Below are 14,808 nucleotides of genomic sequence, written 5' to 3'. Positions count from 1 at the left end.
CCCCCGCCCCCCTCAGGCGTCCCGGCGCCGCAGCACGAAGAGACCGGCCACATGGGCGGCGACCGCCCACACCAGCAGAATCAGCAGACTCACGGCGTCCGGGAACGGCGCCTTCCCGTCACCCAGCATGAGATGGCCACCCACGGTCTGCGGCAGGTAGTCGTTGACGGTCAGCAGCACCGGACCCCCCAGGCCGACCAGCATGCCGGGCAGGGCGGACACCACGAAGAAGACCACGGCCATGGCGCCGGCCGCCGTCCGCAGAGCGAACGACACCCCCACGGTCAGCACGCAGACGAGGGCGCAGTACACGCCCATGGCGACGGTCTGGTAGGCGACCTTCGACAGCTCGAAGCCGGCGTGCCCCTGGAAGGGGCCCCAGGCCAGGGCGATGCCCAGCACGGCCCACACCACCCCGGTGACGAAGCCCACCAGGGCGCTCAGCAGCGCCTTGGCCAGTTGTACGCGGGCTCTGACCGGCACCCACAGCAGCGAGGCGCGCACGCTGCTCGTGGAGTATTCGCTCGTCACCGTCGTCATCGCGAGAATCACCAGGGCGAACTGGGTGAGGATGACCGAGGAGACCGAGGCGTTGCCGACAGGCTGGACCGGCTTGTCGTTGATCCGGGCGATCGACCCGTAGTAGAAGGTGAAGACCGCCGTCACGAGGACACCGGCCAGCAGGCAGACGTACGGCGTGCGAAGGGTCCACAGCTTGGTCCACTCCGAGGTGAACGCGCCGGCGAATCCGCCCCCGTCGGGGTCGGAGTCCACGCGGCCACGGGGGCCGTCGCCCACGTCGGTCGATACGGCGCTCATGCTCATGCCTCCGCCCCCTGCTTCCGCTGATTGTCGATGCCGCCGGACACCGTGGCGCCGGACGCCGCCTCGCCCGTTCCGTACTCCACGCTCTGCGCGGTCAGTTCCATGTAGACCTGTTCCAGCGAGGCGGAGACGGCCCGCAGTTCGTGCAGCCGCACTCCCAGCCGGTGCGCCGCGTCGCCCACCTGCTCGACCGTGCGCCCCTTCACGACGAGCTCGTCGGCCGCGGGCGACTCCACGTTCACGTCGCCGTCCCTCCGGAGATGGCCGATCAGCGTGGGCAGGTCCGCCACGTCCGGCGTTCGCACGCGCACCGACGACAGGGAGCTGCCGGCCAGCAGGTCGGCCATCGGCAGGTCGGCCAGGAGCTTCCCCCGCCCGATGATGACCAACTGGTCGGCGGTCAGCTGCATCTCGCTCATCAGGTGACTCGACAGGAAGACCGTCCGCCCCTCTGCCGCCAGGGACCGCACGAGCTCACGCACCCAGCGGACCCCGTCGGGATCGAGGCCGTTGACCGGCTCGTCGAAGATGAGCACCTGCGGGTCGCCGAGCAACGCACCCGCCACGCCCAGCCGTTGGTACATGCCCAGCGAGAACGCCCCGGCGGAGCGCCGCGCCACCTTCGCCAGGCCGACCATCTCCAGCACCTCGTCCACCCGGCGCAGCGCGATGCCGTCGCTGCGCGCCTGCGCCACCAGGTGGCTGCGTGCGGAGCGGGCCGGGTGCAGGGCCTTGGCGTCCAGAAGCGCGCCGACCTCGCGGATCGGGTGGCGCATCGAGGCGTACGGCCTGCCGCCGATGAGAGCTTCGCCCGCGGAGGGATGGTCCAGGCCGAGGATCATGCGCATCGTGGTGGACTTGCCGGCGCCGTTCGGGCCGAGGAAGCCGGTCACCCGCCCCCCTTTGATGTCCAGGGTCAGACCGTCCACGGCGACGGTCTCGCCGTAGCGCTTGGTCAGTTCTCGAAGGGTGATCACAGAACTCCTCGGTGCCGGTCGCGGAACGCGGAAGTCGCCGGCGCGCCCACCGGCCGGCACAGGGTGCTCAGCTCCGGAGCGGGCCGCCGAGATTTCCGTACGGGAGCGACGCTAGAAGTCCGCGGCCCCGGCGCCCATCGGTCGAACGGCAGCGGCGTCCTGCCCTTCGTCAGGGGTGCACCCCGCCCCGGGGCTGATCCCTGAAGCCCACCCCCGGTACGGCGGTGCCCCCGGCCGTAGGCTCACCACGTGGAAGAGACGACACCGGACAGCCGACCGGTACGGGTGCTGATAGCCGACGACGAAGCGATGATCCGGGCGGGGGTACGGGCCATCCTCGCCCGGGACCCGCACGTCGACGTGGTCGCCGAGGCGGGCGACGGGCACGAGGCCATCGCCCTCAGCCGCAGGCACCGGCCGGACGTGGTCCTGCTGGACATCCAGATGCCCGGCCTGGACGGGCTGACGGCGGCGGCGCGGCTCCACCGGGAATCGGCGGCGGTGGGTGTGATCATGCTGACCACCTTCGGGCAGGACGAGTACGTCACCCGCGCCCTGGAAGAGGGCGCCGACGGCTTCCTGCTGAAGGCCGACGACCCGAGAGAACTCCTCAACGGGGTGCGGGCGGTGGGCGCCGGAGGCGCCTACCTGTCCCCGCGGGTCGCCGGCCGGGTCATCGCCGGGATGCGCGCGCACCGGGCGGCCCACCCGCACCGCTCACTGGAGCGGCTGACGGAACGGGAGCGCGAGGTGCTGGCGGGACTCGGGACGGGCCTGTCCAACGCCGAGATCGCGAGCCGCCTGCACCTCGTGGAGGGCACGGTGAAAGCGCACGTCAGCGCGGTTCTCGCGAAGCTCGGCGCACGCAACCGGGTGGAGGCGGCCATCTCCGCGTACGAGGCCGGCCTGGTCCCACGCTCCCCCCGCTGACCTCATTCCCTCCCCCGGATGGCGAGTGCTACGCCAACGTGTCGAAGGTGTAGAACTTCGTGTGATCCAGCATCTCGGCAGGCGTCACGTCGTTCCACGGGCGCATGACGTCGTTGAGGCTCACGACGTTCCGCGTCGCCCCGGCGGGCAGATAGGCGGAGCGGGGGTGGCGCGCCTGCCACTGCGCCCAGAGCCGGTCGATGAACGCGTGGTGCAGCCAGAAGACCGGGTCGTTGGGTGAGGCGCCGGTGGCCATCTGGCCGCCCACCCACACATGCACGCGGTTGTGGAGATTGACGCCGCGCCAGCCTTCGAGGTGGTTGCGGAAACCGTCCGACGACGCGCTGTTCCAGGGCGCGGTGTCGTACGTGGGCATGGCGAGGACCGAGTCGACCTCGGCGCGGGTCGGCAACTGCGCCACGCCGGACCCGAGGGCGCGGCGCAGGAAGCCGCGCCCGTCGACCGTCACCGTGACCGGCCATCTGCCGCCGCTGACGGCGAACGGCCCCTCGGTGACCTGCCCGTCCCTGCTCCGGCCGGTGCCTCCGAGGAAGCCGGGCGCCCACAGGGACGCCGAGGCGGTGCGGTCCGCCGTCCAGTCCCAGTAGGGGAGGGCGAGAGCGGGGTCGATGGCCTGGAGCGCCTGCTCGAACTGTATGAGGAATCTGCGGTGCCAGGGCAGGAAGGACGGCGACCGGTGACCCACCCGGTCACCGCTGTCGGTGTCGCTCATGATGAAGGCGTTGTGCGTGGTGACGAACGTGTCGTACTGGCCGGTGCGCTTGAGCTCCAGCAGCGCGTCGACGAAGCTGCGCTTCTCGGCGGCGGTGAGGCTCGCCTGGTTCTTGCGTACGGTCATGAGAGTGCTCCCCGGTTCAGGAAAGGGTCAGGTCGGCGGAATCGCGCGGGCGGGGGGTGGATCTAGGCCAGGGGTACGAGTTCGGAGCCCTGGAGCTCGATCACGGCCGCCCGGGCGACCGCGCGCGGGGTGGCGAACGTCTCGTAGTGGTTGATGACGCTGACCCAGGTGCTGTCCGCGTTCTGCATCACGTGCAGTTCCTCGCCGTCGATCTGCACGGCGTAGCCCCCGTGATGCCCCTCCCCGTGCGACGGCGCGCCCTCGATGCGGCGCCCCTGGAAGGTCTCGCTGAACGGCTGCGGGCCTTCGTGCCCCGCGTGTCCCGTGTGTCCGGCGTGCCCGGCGTTGTGCTTGGGGTCGGCGGTCCGAGGTTCGGACGACGCACCTGCCGTCCGGGCGAAGCCGGTCAGGACGAGGCCGGTGAGAACGGTCGCGGTAGCCCCGAGGGCGCGACGACGGGTGAGTTGAGACATGGGAAAGTCCCCCAAGTGTGGCGGTGGTGAGCGGGAATCGAAGGCAGATGCCTCCCGAATCCCCTTGAATGACGGCGCATCACCGGAAGGGCGATCGACTCGGTCAGGGTCGGCGCGTCCGGCATGCCGTTGCGGAATATGCCTACAGCCTCATGCGCGGGAGGCAGTAGTCGCGCCGGGGCGGTTGGCCGCCATACGGACAGGGTGAAGTGAGCGGTGCAGAGTTCAACCAAGTTGATCTTGCTGTTCGGGTGACGAAATGGGATCAGGGCAGAAGTTTTTGAGGATGAAGCGTCAACTTCGTGAAGATTTTCCCGTCAAACGCCGAAAGTCGTGGCCTCACTCACATCCCGAAGCTGTCCGGAAACCCCCGCGTGGTGGTCAGTAGACGTCGCGGACGTAGCGCCGGTCCGAGGCCAGGCGCCGCACATACGCGGACGCCTCATCGGCGTCCATGCCGCCGTGGGTGACGGCGATGTCCCTGAGGGCCTGGTCGACGTCCTTCGCCATCCGGGAGGCGTCACCGCAGACGTAGAAGTGGGCGCCGTCCTGGAGCCACTGCCACAAGCGGGGGCCGTGTTCGCGCATGCGGTCCTGGACTTAGACCTTGTTCCGCTGGTCCCGGGAGAACGCGAGGTCGAGCCGGTCGAGGTGGCCGGACGCCCGGTACGCCTCCAGCTCCTCGCGGTAGTAGAAGTCGGTGGCCCGGCGCTGCTCGCCGAAGAAGAGCCAGTTGGGTCCGGTATGGCCGCGGGCCCGGCGCTCCTCCAGGAAGCCGATGAAGGGCGCCACGCCGGTTCCGGGGCCGACCATGACCATGGGCGTGGCCGGATCGGCAGGCGGGCGGAAGCGCGGTGAGCGCTGTACGAAGACCTGGACCGGGCCGTCGTCGGCGTGGTCGGCCAGGTAGGCCGAGCAGACGCCCGTGCGGTCCCGGCCGAGGTCGCCCGCGTACCGGACGACGGAGACCGTCAGCCGCACCTCGCCGGGGTGGGCGAGCGGGCTGGAGGAGATGGAGTACAGGCGCGGGTGGAGGCGCTTGAGGACGCCCGCCCACTCCGCCGCCGATCCGCGGACGGGGTACGCGGCGACGACATCGGCGGCCTGGCGCCCCCAACTCCATTTCGCCAGCGCGTCCTTGTTGTCGGAGCGCAGCGGCCTCTTCAGCTCGTGGCTGCCGGTCCGCTCTGCCGTGAACCTGAGCAGGTCGGGGGAGATGCGGGCGATGTCCAGGCGGGTGCGCAGCGCCTCTTCGAGGGGGACGGCGGCGCCGTCGCCCAGGTCGACGGGCTCGTCGGGGTCGAGTCCGGTGAGGGCGAGCCATTCGGCGACGAGCGGGGCGCCGTTGGCCGGCCACACACCGAGGGCGTCTCCGGCCTCGTAGGCGAGTTCGCCGCCCCGGGTGTCGAAGGCGAACTGCCGGACCTCCTTCCGCGAACCGGGCAGGCTCAGCAGCCTGTTGCCGACGAGGAGGGTGGCGAAGGGGGATGTCCTGGTGTAGACCGCTGGTGCGCCCCCGACAGTGGGTGTGGGGGCCGACGAGGGCTCGGCGGCGTTGGTCAGGGCGGTGACCACCTGCCCGAGCCACTGCTCGGCCGGCCCCTCGAAGTCGGGCTCGCAGTCGGTACGGGGGACCAGGCGGGTGGCACCGAGGGCGTCGAGCCGTTCGTCGAGGCGTCGGCCGTGGCCGCAGAAGTCGTCGTAGCCGGAGTCGCCGAAGGCGAGGACCGCGTACCGGATCCCGTCCATTCGCCCGGCGTCCAGGGCGCTCAGCGTCTCCCAGAAGCCGGCTCCGTTGTCGGGAGCTTCGCCGTCCCCGAACGTACTGGTGACGAGGAGTACGTCGGTGTCGCCGCCGAGGTCCGCCGGGGACACGTCGGCCATGGGCAGCAGCTCAGGGGTGAGCCCCACCCGGGTGAGCCGGGCGGCGGCGCCCGCGGCGAACTCCTCGGCGGTGCCGGTCTGGGAGGCCCACAGGACGAGCAGGCGGCGGGTGGGCACGGTCGGCCCGGCTGCCTCAACGCCGTTCCGCGCGGGAGCGGGCGCGGGCACGAGGGCGGACGCCGCCCCCGGTGCCGTACGGGAGAACATGCCGGCGAGGACACCGTCCACCCACAGGGCGTGGCCCGGGTCGAAGGGTGCGTCCGGCGGCAGAACGGGCACGCGCCCGTCGGGCGGGTTCGCGGCGAGACCGGAAAGATAGCCGGAGAGGTAGCGGCGTTGCGGCTCCGCCAGCGGTGCGGGGGTGACGTCGGCGATCCCGAAGAGAGCGGCGAGCGCGTGGACGGGCGAGTCGGTGGAGGCTGCTGCGGCGGGCGGCTCCGGCGCAGGGGAGGGGGCGGGGGAGCCGGGAGCGGTCTCCGGCTGGGTGTCCGCGCGGCCGGCCGGAACCGGGGCGACCGTCCTGGCGAGGGTGACGGCGCAGACCTTGAACTCGGGTTGCGTGTTCCCATCCGCCGCTCGGTGGGCGGCCGCGTCAGCGCTCCCGGGGCTGGCTTCCCGGGCGGTCGATGTGCACGTTGGTCGACTTCACCCGGGCCGTCGCCAGGACGCCCACTTCGAGGCCGAGTTCGTCCACGGACTCGCGGCTGATCAAGGACACCAGCCGGTGCGGGCCCGACTGGATCTCCACCTGGGCCACGATGTCGTCCATGGTGACGGCGGTGACGATCCCGGCGAACGCATTCCGTACCGACGTCAGAGCCCCGCCGCCGGGCACCGGATGAAGGCCGGCGGCGCGCTCGGTGGCGAAGGCCGCCAGGCTGACGCCGTCGATCAGCCGGTTCCCCGAGCTGCCGCGGTCCATCGCGAGGTGACCGCCGTCCGCCCATCGGCGGACGGTTTCCGGGCTCACGGCCAGCAGCTCTGCGGCCTGGCCAATGCTGTACGAAGGCACCTCCGCACTCTAGGCCAACGGCGTCGGTGCCGTGGTCACGCCACGTGACGCATAGCTCACCGCCGCTGTCAACAGGGTATTTCAACAACTTGATTGACGGAGCATCAGGTTATCGATATCCGCTTTGCCCTATCGACAGCCTCGTTCCGATTAGCTTAGGCTCACCTAAGTCGGGCTGGGCTGCTCTGTCGGCGTGCCCATCTCGCGTACCTTCCCCGGCGCCTGACAGGCGGCTTTCCCGCACGATGGGAGTGACATGTCACAGGTTCATCCTGGCGACGCACCACTGATCCATGACCTCATCGGAATCGGCTTCGGCCCCTCCAACGTGGCCATGGCGATCGCGCTCAGAGAGCACAACACACGCGTCGGCGGGCAGGAGCCGGTCACCGCTCACTTCTTCGAGCAGCAGCAGAGCTTCGGCTGGCACCGCGGCATGCTGATCGACGACGCCACGATGCAAGTGTCGTTCCTCAAGGACCTGGTGACCCTCCGTAACCCGGCCAGCGAGTACAGCTTCCTCTGCTACCTCCAGAGCAAGAACCGGCTGATCGACTTCATCAACCACAAAAACCTCTTCCCGCTGCGCGTCGAGTTCCACGACTACTTCGAATGGGCGGCGGCCAAGGTCGACGACATGGTCTCCTACGGACACGAGGTCGTCTCCGTGACGCCTTTCGTCCACGACGGCACCGTGGAGTACCTGGATGTCACCGTCCGGTCCGGAGGCGGCCTCGAAGTGCACCGGGCCCGCAACCTCGTCATCGGCACCGGGCTGCGCCCGATCCTGCCGGAAGGCGTGCGGCGCGGTGACCGGGTCTGGCACAACTCGGATCTGCTGCGCAAGGTCGACGGTCTGGAGGGCACCTCGCCCTCGCGGTTCGTCGTCGTGGGAGCCGGGCAGAGCGCCGCCGAGAACGTCGCCTACCTGCACCGCCGCTTCCCCGAGGCCGAGGTCTGCGCGGTCTTCTCCCGCTACGGCTACAGCCCCGCCGACGACAGCAGCTTCGCCAACCGGATCTTCGACCCCGGGGCCGTCGACGAGTACTTCGCCGCACCCGACAGCGTCAAAAGTCAGCTGATGGCCTATCACGGGAACACCAACTACTCCGTGGTGGACATCGACCTGATCGACGACCTGTACCGGCAGATGTACCGCGAGAAGGTCCTCGGCACCGAGCGCCTCCGCTTCCTCAACGTCTCCCGGGTCACCGCCGTCGAGGAGCGGCCCGACAGCGTACGTACCACGGTGAAATCCCTCGTCACCGGCGAGGAGACACCTCTGGACGCCGATATCGTCGTCTTCGCCACCGGCTACAGCCCCGCCGACCCGCTCGGCCTCCTCGGTGAGGTCGCCGACCGCTGCCTGCTGGACGACGAGGGCCGCGTCCGGGTCGAGCGCGACTACCGCATCGCCACCGACCCCGCCCTGAACTGCGGAATCTATCTCCAGGGCGGTACGGAGCACACGCACGGCATCACGACGTCCCTGCTCTCCAACACCGCGATACGCGTCGGGGAGATCCTGGACTCGCTGCTGGACCGGAGCGTCAAATCCACCTCCGACGAGGCCCGCCCGGTCACCGACGGCACCGGCAGCGCCATCGCGTGACAGCCCTGCGGGCGCACCCGGACGCGGGTGCGCCCTCTGTGGCGTACCAGCACGTCCGGTTGATCAGTGGGGATAACGTACGTCCATATGAGCACGACTGCAGTTGAGCGCCCCGTGCCCAGGGGTGCGACAGAGGTCCGCCGCGGGCGGGTTGTGGGGTTGGGCACGCTGGTGGCGTTCCTCGCGCTCGTCGCGGCCCTGTCGCTGGCCGTGGGAGCCCGTGCGCTCAGCCCCGCCGAGGTCTGGCACGGGCTGTTCGCGGCGCCGGACTCCGACCAACGGCTCACCGAGATCCGCCTCATCGTGCAGACCGTCCGGGTGCCCCGGACGGTCCTCGCGTTGGTGGCGGGCATCGCCCTGGGCGTCGGCGGTGCGCTGATCCAGGGGTACACACGTAACCCCATCGCCGACACGGGCCTGTTGGGCGTGAACAGCGGTGCCTCGTTCGCGGTGGTGTCGGCGATCGCCGTGTTCGGCCTCACCAACCCGTTCCACTACGTCTGGTTCGCCTTCGTGGGAGCGGCCGTCGCCGGCGTCGTCGTCTTCGGTCTGGCGAGCATCGGCAGGGGAGCGGGCAACCCGCTGACGCTCGCCCTGGCCGGGCAGGGGATCACGGTCTTCCTCATGGCGATGACCACCGCGGTCGCGCTGACCGACCAGAAATCCCTGAACGCGCTCCGGTTCTGGAACGCGGGCTCCGTGGCCGGGGTGGGATTCGACGTCATCTGGCCGGTGACCGGGTTCATCGGCGTCGGGCTCCTCCTGGCCCTGAGCACCCTGCCCTCCCTCAACCTGCTCAACCTGGGCGACGACGTGGCGCGCGGGCTGGGCGTGAACATCGTGCTGAGCCGGGCCGTCGGCATCGTCGCCATCACCCTGCTGGCGGGCGCGGCCACGGCGGCGTGCGGCCCCATCGCCTTCCTCGGGCTCATGGTCGCCCATGTGGCCCGGTATCTGACGGGGCCCGACTACCGCTGGCTGGTCCCGTACGCGGGCCTGCTCGGGGCCGTCATCCTGCTGGCCTGCGACATCGTGGGGCGCCTGGTGGTGCGGCCCGGTGAGCTGGAGCCGGGCGTCGTGGTCGCCCTCATCGGCGCGCCGTTCTTCGCGGTCCTGGTGTGGCGAGGGAAGTTCAAGAGCGCATGAGGAAAACAGAGATGAACCCTACGGACGCCAAGTCGGCAAGAGTGACGCCGCCCCTGTCGCCGGGTGTGCGGTTCGGTCAGGTGTCGTTCGTCTGGCGGCCCTGGCTCGTCCTGGTCACGCTGGTGCTGGCCGCCTCCGCCTTCCTGGTGTTCTGCCTCTCCATCGCCGTCGGGGACTTCCCCATCGGCCTGTCGCGGGTGATCGCGACGCTGCTGGGCCAGGGCGAACAGGTCGACGAGTTCGTCGTGATGGACCTGCGGATGCCGCGCGCCCTGGCCGGTCTCGTCGTGGGCATCGCCCTGGGGGTGTCCGGGGCGATCACCCAGTCCGTCGCCCGTAATCCGCTCGCCAGCCCCGACATCCTCGGGATCACCAGCGGGGCCAGCGCGGTCGCGGTCTTCCTGGTGACGGTGTCGGGCGGGGCCGCCGCGGCGGTCGTCGGCTCGGTGGGGCTGTCGGCGGCGGCGCTCCTGGGCGGCCTCGGTACGGGGCTGCTGGTCTACTTCCTGGCGTGGCGGCGCGGGATCGACGGCTTCCGGCTCATCCTCATCGGTATCTCGGTGAGCGCCGTGATGCAGGCGCTCACGACCTGGCTGCTGGTGTCCGCCGACATCAGGGACGTGGCCCGGGCCCAGGCGTGGCTGGTCGGCTCGCTGGACGGCCGGTCGTGGGACGAGGTCCACATCGCGTTCTGGGGGGCGCTGGTCCTGCTCGTCGTGGTGGCCGCCGCCGCGTTCTCGTTCAAGGCGATGCACCTCGGTGACGACGTGGCCGCCGGCCTGGGTGTCCGGTACACCAGGGTGCGGGCCGTCCTCCTGCTGTGCGCGGTGCTGCTGGCCGCCGTCGCGGTGAGCGCGGCGGGCCCCGTCCCGTTCGTCGCGCTGGTGGCGCCCCAGGTGGCGATGAGGCTGGCGAGGTTCCCGACGCCGCCGATGGTGGCCTCCGGCCTGCTGGGGGCGCTGCTGCTGACCGGTTCGGACCTCATCGCGCGGACAGCGCTGCCGGTCACCCTGCCGGTCGGCGTGGTCACCGCCGCGATCGGCGGCCCGTTCCTCGTCTACCTGCTGGTACGGGCGAATCTCCGCCGGACCGGACCGTGACGCCCTGAGGCGAACTCCCGCCGTACGTAATAAGGTTAGGCGAGCCTAAACTCAAGGGGTGCTTGTGGTCGCGCAGTTCATCACCGAGACCCGGTCCGAGGCCGAGGCCGAGGACGTCCCACGGCTGGCGGCGAGGGGCGTCACGGTCGGCTACGGCGGCCGGGCGGTCATCGACGACCTGGACGTGGTGATCCCCTCGGGGGTGGTCACCACGATCATCGGCCCCAACGGCTGTGGGAAGTCGACGCTGTTGCGCACCCTGACCCGTCTGCTGAAACCGGCCAGCGGGACGGTGGTGCTGGACGGCGAGGACATCGACAGGCTCAGGACCCGGGACGTGGCGAAGAAGCTCGGCCTGCTGCCGCAGGCGCCCGTTGCGCCCGAGGGCCTGACCGTGGGGGACCTGGTCGCCCGGGGGCGCCATCCGCACCAGAGCTGGCTGCGGCAGTGGTCCTCGGACGACGCCGAGGTCGTGGAGCGCGCCCTGGCCATGACCGGGGTGGCCGACCTGGCCGACCGTCCCGTCGACTCGCTCTCCGGCGGTCAGCGTCAGCGTGTCTGGATCTCGATGACCCTGGCCCAGGGCACCGACCTGCTGCTCCTGGACGAGCCGACCACCTATCTCGACCTCGCGCACGCGATCGACGTGCTCGACCTGGTGGACGACCTGCACGAGTCGGGGTGCACCGTGGTCATGGTGCTGCACGATCTCAACCTCGCCACGCGCTACAGCGACAACCTCATCGTGATGCGGGCGGGCTCGATCCTGGCGCAGGGGCACCCGCGTGACGTGATCACCGCCGAGCTGCTGCACGAGGCCTTCGGGCTGCAGGCCAAGGTGATCGACGATCCGGTGGGCGACCGTCCGCTCATCGTCCCGATCGGACGCACGCACGTCCGGCTCGAACCCGCGAGCGACGTCCGGGTGAAGTGAGCGTCGTCCAGCGGCACTTGGCGGATGTCCCACCGCGATCCGAAACGTGATCCGAACGTGGGAAAGTTCCAAGTAAGGCTAGGCTCGCCTCACTTGGGCGGGATAAGGTTTGCTCGCCCTCATTCACGGGCGCAGTGGACAGCGCGAAAGCAAGGGATTCCGGATGCTTCTCCATCGAACGACGCTTGTGAAGCCGTGGCGGCGGCTGGCCGCGGCACTTTCCGTCGCGACCCTCGGCGTCGGCCTCCTCGCGGGATGCGGTTCCGACACGGAGGCGAAGAAGAACGACGACGCCCCGGCCGCCGAAGCCGGCGCGTTCCCGGTCACGGTGGAGCACGCGTTCGGATCCACGAAGGTCGAGAAGGCCCCGAAGCGGGTCGTCTCCGTGGGCTACACGGACGACCAGGCCATCCTGGCCTTCGGCATCAAGCCGGTCGGCATGGTCGACCAGTACCCGAACCCGGTCGGCCAGACCCCCGACATCAACACCCAGTGGCCCTGGGTGAAGGACCAGTGGGGCGACACCCGTCCCGAGGTCATCATGAACAACGGTGACGCGGGCCCCAACTACGAGAAGATCGCCTCCCTGCGGCCGGACCTGATCATCGCGGTCTACTCCGAGGTCGACCAGGCCGCCTACGACAAGCTCTCCAAGATTGCCCCCACCGTCGGCCGCACCAAGGCCGAAAAGGAGCCCTTCAGCGCTCCATGGCAGGACAACGCGGTCCACATCGCCAAGGCGCTCGGCAAGGAGTCCGAGGGCAAGGAGCTGGTGAAGGGCATCCAGGACAAGCTCGACGCGGCCAAGAAGGACAACCCGGCCTTCGCCGAGCAGAAGGCCGTCGCGCTCTCCTGGTACAAGGGTGCGGTGTACCCCTTCACCTCCACCGATGTGCGCGGGCAGCTGGTCACCGGTTCCGGCTTCGGCTACCAGACCGAGATCGACAAGATCGCCGACGGCAAGTTCTCCACCGAGCTGTCGCCCGAGCGCATCGACCTGATCGACGTCGACCGCATCTTCGTCATCAACGACAAGGCGGACACGGAGGCGCTCAAGAAGTTCAAGCTCTTCGCCAACCTGCCCGCCGTCAAGGACGGCAAGGTCTCCTACCTGCTGGACAGCGAGGGCCCGGCGATCGGTGCCGCCATGTCCCAGGGCACGCTGCTCTCCCTGCCGTACGCGATCGACGAGCTGGTCAAGGCGGCCAAGTAGCGATGACGGCCGAACCGCCCTCCCCCCACCGAGAACTGGCGATTGCGTGACTGTCACCGACACCCCCCCGGCCCCGACGAAGCTGCGTACGGCGACGGGGAGGGAGGCCACCGGGTGGGTGGCGGCACACTGCCGCCGAGCCCCGTGGCTGACCTTCTCCACCGTGCTCACCACCGTGGCCGGAGCGGCCCTCCAAGTGGTCCCCGTGCTCCTGCTGGGCCGGGTGGTCGACGGGGTGGTCGGTGGCGAATCGCGCTCGGTGCTCGTCACGGTCGGGGTGCTGATGGTGGCCGCCGCGCTGTTCGGCGCGGCGGCCACCGCGGCCTCCACGTACCTGATCGGGCGGCTGGGGGCGGAACTGCTGGCGCAGCTGCGCGAGAGCGCCGTACGGGCCGTGCTGGGCATGCCGAGCGCGCGCGTCGAGCAGGTCGGCCGGGGCGATGTGCTCTCCCGCGTCGGTGACGACGTGGCCGTCCTCTCCAAGGGCATCCGGCAGGCCATCCCCACGGTGTTCTCCGCCGGGGTGCTGGTGGCCATCGCCACGCTCGGCATGTTCGGCCTGGACTGGCGCCTCGGCCTGGCCGGTGCCTGCGCCCTGCCGGCGTACGCGCTCGCGCTGCGCTGGTACCTGCCCCGGTCCGCCCCCCTCTACCGCAAGCAGCGCATCGCCCAGGCCGACCGCGCGCAGGCGCTGATCAGCGGCCTCAACGGGATCGACACCGTACGGGCGTACCGCCTGGAGGGCGACGTCCGCGAGAAGGTCACCGCCGAGTCGTGGCGGGTACGGAATCTCGGCGTCGAGGTCTTCCGGTTCTTCGGCCGGTTCGTCGGCCGGGAGAACCGGGCCGAGTTCATCGGCCTCGTCCTGATCCTGGTGGTGGGATACGCCCTGCTGGAGGCCGACGCCGCCACGCTGGGCGAGGTGTCGGCCGCCCCGCTGATGTTCCACCGGCTGTTCACCCCGCTGGGCGCCATCATGTTCACCTTCGACGAGGCGCAGAAGTCCGGCGCCAGCCTGACCCGTCTGGTCGGGGTGCTGGGGGAGCCGGCCGAGGAGCGGCTGGTGGGCGACGCGTCCGTCGCCCGCGCCGAGGCCGTGCCGTACGCGGTGACCGTGGAGGAGCTGACGTTCAGCTACCCGGACACCGAGGAACCTGTCCTGCAGAACGTGAACCTGGCCATCCCGGCCGGCGGCTCGCTGGCGCTGGTGGGCGCGACCGGTGCCGGGAAGTCGACCCTGGCCGCGCTGATCGCCGGCATAGGGACCCCGCAGTCCGGGACCGTACGCATCGGTTCCTGGGACCTCGCCGGGCTCGACGAGGCCGCGGCGCGGTCCCTGGTGAGCATCCTGACCCAGGAGACGCACGTGTTCTCCGGGCCGCTCGCCGACGATCTGCGCCTCGCCGCACCCGAGGCGAGCGACGAGGAGCTGATGGACGCGCTGCGGACCGTCGGCGCCGACGGGTGGGTCGAGCTGCTGCCCGGCGGACTCCACGCCCCGGTCGGCGAGGGCGGTGAGCGCCTGGATGTGACAAAGGTCGCTCAAGTGGCCCTGGCCCGACTGGTGTTGAGCCGCTCCCCGGTGGTGGTCCTCGATGAGTCCACCGCTGAGGCGGGCAGTGAGGGCGCCGCCGAGCTGGAGCGTGCCGTACTGGCCGCCTGCGCGGGCCGCACCACGCTCTTCGTGGCCCACCGGCTGACCCAGGCGATGGCGGCGGACCGGATCGCCGTGCTCGACGCGGGACGCGTGGTGGAGGAGGGGACACACGAGGAACTCGTGGCCCTGGGGGGCATGTACGCACGCCTGTGGCGCGCTTGGCGCGAGGGCAGTTAGGGCAACCTC

12 protein-coding genes and 1 pseudogene are annotated in these 14,808 nt (G+C 70.5%); 7 read left to right on the top strand and 6 right to left on the bottom strand.

Annotation, left to right across the window (positions count from 1 at the left end; genetic code table 11):
• Nucleotides 1-12: 12 nt before the first annotated feature.
• Both IF17_RS0115720 and IF17_RS0115715 read right to left on the bottom strand, forming a co-directional pair.
• On the bottom strand, nucleotides 13-819 hold the full coding sequence (locus IF17_RS0115720; protein ID WP_030566331.1) for an ABC transporter permease: 807 nt from the start codon (nucleotides 817-819) through the stop codon (nucleotides 13-15).
• 2 nt (nucleotides 820-821) lie between these two features.
• A complete protein-coding gene (locus tag IF17_RS0115715; protein ID WP_030566328.1) occupies nucleotides 822-1,802 on the bottom strand; it encodes an ABC transporter ATP-binding protein in 981 nt (326 codons plus the stop codon).
• 249 nt (nucleotides 1,803-2,051) lie between these two features.
• Here IF17_RS0115715 and IF17_RS0115710 point away from each other — a divergent pair, with 249 nt between their 5' ends.
• Nucleotides 2,052-2,732 (top strand): response regulator, encoded by a 681-nt coding sequence (locus IF17_RS0115710; protein WP_032771985.1) that lies wholly within the window; start codon nucleotides 2,052-2,054, stop codon nucleotides 2,730-2,732.
• A 28-nt stretch (nucleotides 2,733-2,760) separates the two neighbouring features.
• Here the strand turns inward: IF17_RS0115710 and melC2 are convergent, their stop codons facing one another.
• From melC2 to IF17_RS0115690, 4 genes and pseudogenes are all read right to left on the bottom strand, one after another.
• Nucleotides 2,761-3,591, bottom strand: coding sequence for a tyrosinase MelC2 (melC2, locus tag IF17_RS0115705; RefSeq protein ID WP_030566324.1), 831 nt, complete (start codon nucleotides 3,589-3,591; stop codon nucleotides 2,761-2,763).
• A 62-nt stretch (nucleotides 3,592-3,653) separates the two neighbouring features.
• Nucleotides 3,654-4,064, bottom strand: a complete 411-nt coding sequence (gene melC1 / locus IF17_RS0115700; protein WP_030566322.1) for an apotyrosinase chaperone MelC1 — start codon at nucleotides 4,062-4,064, stop codon at nucleotides 3,654-3,656.
• A 381-nt stretch (nucleotides 4,065-4,445) separates the two neighbouring features.
• Nucleotides 4,446-6,548 (bottom strand): annotated as a pseudogene (locus IF17_RS01000000136485) (diflavin oxidoreductase); the annotation flags it as partial.
• A complete protein-coding gene (locus tag IF17_RS0115690) occupies nucleotides 6,541-6,960 on the bottom strand; it encodes a TOBE domain-containing protein (protein WP_030566320.1) in 420 nt (139 codons plus the stop codon). The gene IF17_RS0115690 and the pseudogene IF17_RS01000000136485, both read right to left, overlap by 8 nt.
• A gap of 256 nt (nucleotides 6,961-7,216) precedes the next feature.
• Here IF17_RS0115690 and IF17_RS0115685 point away from each other — a divergent pair, with 256 nt between their 5' ends.
• The 6 genes from IF17_RS0115685 to IF17_RS0115660 all read left to right on the top strand — a co-directional run bounded on the left by IF17_RS0115685 (nucleotide 7,217) and on the right by IF17_RS0115660 (nucleotide 14,799).
• Nucleotides 7,217-8,572 carry a lysine N(6)-hydroxylase/L-ornithine N(5)-oxygenase family protein gene (locus IF17_RS0115685; RefSeq protein WP_030566318.1) on the top strand — a complete coding sequence of 452 codons (1,356 nt, stop codon included), beginning with the start codon at nucleotides 7,217-7,219 and terminating at the stop codon, nucleotides 8,570-8,572.
• 87 nt (nucleotides 8,573-8,659) lie between these two features.
• Entirely contained in the window at nucleotides 8,660-9,718 is a 1,059-nt protein-coding gene (locus tag IF17_RS0115680) for a FecCD family ABC transporter permease (RefSeq protein ID WP_106980191.1), read from the top strand.
• A gap of 11 nt (nucleotides 9,719-9,729) precedes the next feature.
• The gene (locus IF17_RS0115675) at nucleotides 9,730-10,818 is read left to right on the top strand and encodes a FecCD family ABC transporter permease (RefSeq protein WP_051884014.1); all 1,089 of its coding nucleotides are present in this window, start codon (nucleotides 9,730-9,732) and stop codon (nucleotides 10,816-10,818) included.
• Nucleotides 10,819-10,882: 64 nt separating this feature from the next.
• On the top strand, nucleotides 10,883-11,752 hold the full coding sequence (locus IF17_RS0115670) for an ABC transporter ATP-binding protein (protein ID WP_030566312.1): 870 nt from the start codon (nucleotides 10,883-10,885) through the stop codon (nucleotides 11,750-11,752).
• Nucleotides 11,753-11,915: 163 nt separating this feature from the next.
• The gene (locus tag IF17_RS0115665; protein ID WP_030566310.1) at nucleotides 11,916-12,965 is read left to right on the top strand and encodes an ABC transporter substrate-binding protein; all 1,050 of its coding nucleotides are present in this window, start codon (nucleotides 11,916-11,918) and stop codon (nucleotides 12,963-12,965) included.
• A 46-nt stretch (nucleotides 12,966-13,011) separates the two neighbouring features.
• Complete coding sequence (locus IF17_RS0115660) at nucleotides 13,012-14,799, top strand: ABC transporter ATP-binding protein (RefSeq protein ID WP_030566308.1); 1,788 nt, start codon at nucleotides 13,012-13,014, stop codon at nucleotides 14,797-14,799.
• Nucleotides 14,800-14,808 lie beyond the last annotated feature (9 nt).

This window comes from Streptomyces cyaneofuscatus, from assembly GCF_000718135.1.
In the GTDB taxonomy this organism is placed as follows: Bacteria; Actinomycetota; Actinomycetes; order Streptomycetales; family Streptomycetaceae; genus Streptomyces; species Streptomyces cyaneofuscatus.
This window is presented reverse-complemented; position numbering and strand designations above follow the sequence as displayed.

What these genes read in the sequence shown, in the direction of transcription:
- IF17_RS0115720 (WP_030566331.1), bottom strand. Translation starts at nt 819, where the DNA reads ATGAGCGCCGTATCGACCGACGTGGGCGACGGCCCCCGTGGCCGCGTG.
- IF17_RS0115675 (WP_051884014.1), top strand. Translation starts at nt 9,730, where the DNA reads ATGAACCCTACGGACGCCAAGTCGGCAAGAGTGACGCCGCCCCTGTCG.
- IF17_RS0115680 (WP_106980191.1), top strand. Translation starts at nt 8,660, where the DNA reads ATGAGCACGACTGCAGTTGAGCGCCCCGTGCCCAGGGGTGCGACAGAG.
- IF17_RS0115685 (WP_030566318.1), top strand. Translation starts at nt 7,217, where the DNA reads ATGTCACAGGTTCATCCTGGCGACGCACCACTGATCCATGACCTCATC.
- melC1 (WP_030566322.1), bottom strand. Translation starts at nt 4,064, where the DNA reads ATGTCTCAACTCACCCGTCGTCGCGCCCTCGGGGCTACCGCGACCGTT.
- IF17_RS0115665 (WP_030566310.1), top strand. Translation starts at nt 11,916, where the DNA reads ATGCTTCTCCATCGAACGACGCTTGTGAAGCCGTGGCGGCGGCTGGCC.
- melC2 (WP_030566324.1), bottom strand. Translation starts at nt 3,591, where the DNA reads ATGACCGTACGCAAGAACCAGGCGAGCCTCACCGCCGCCGAGAAGCGC.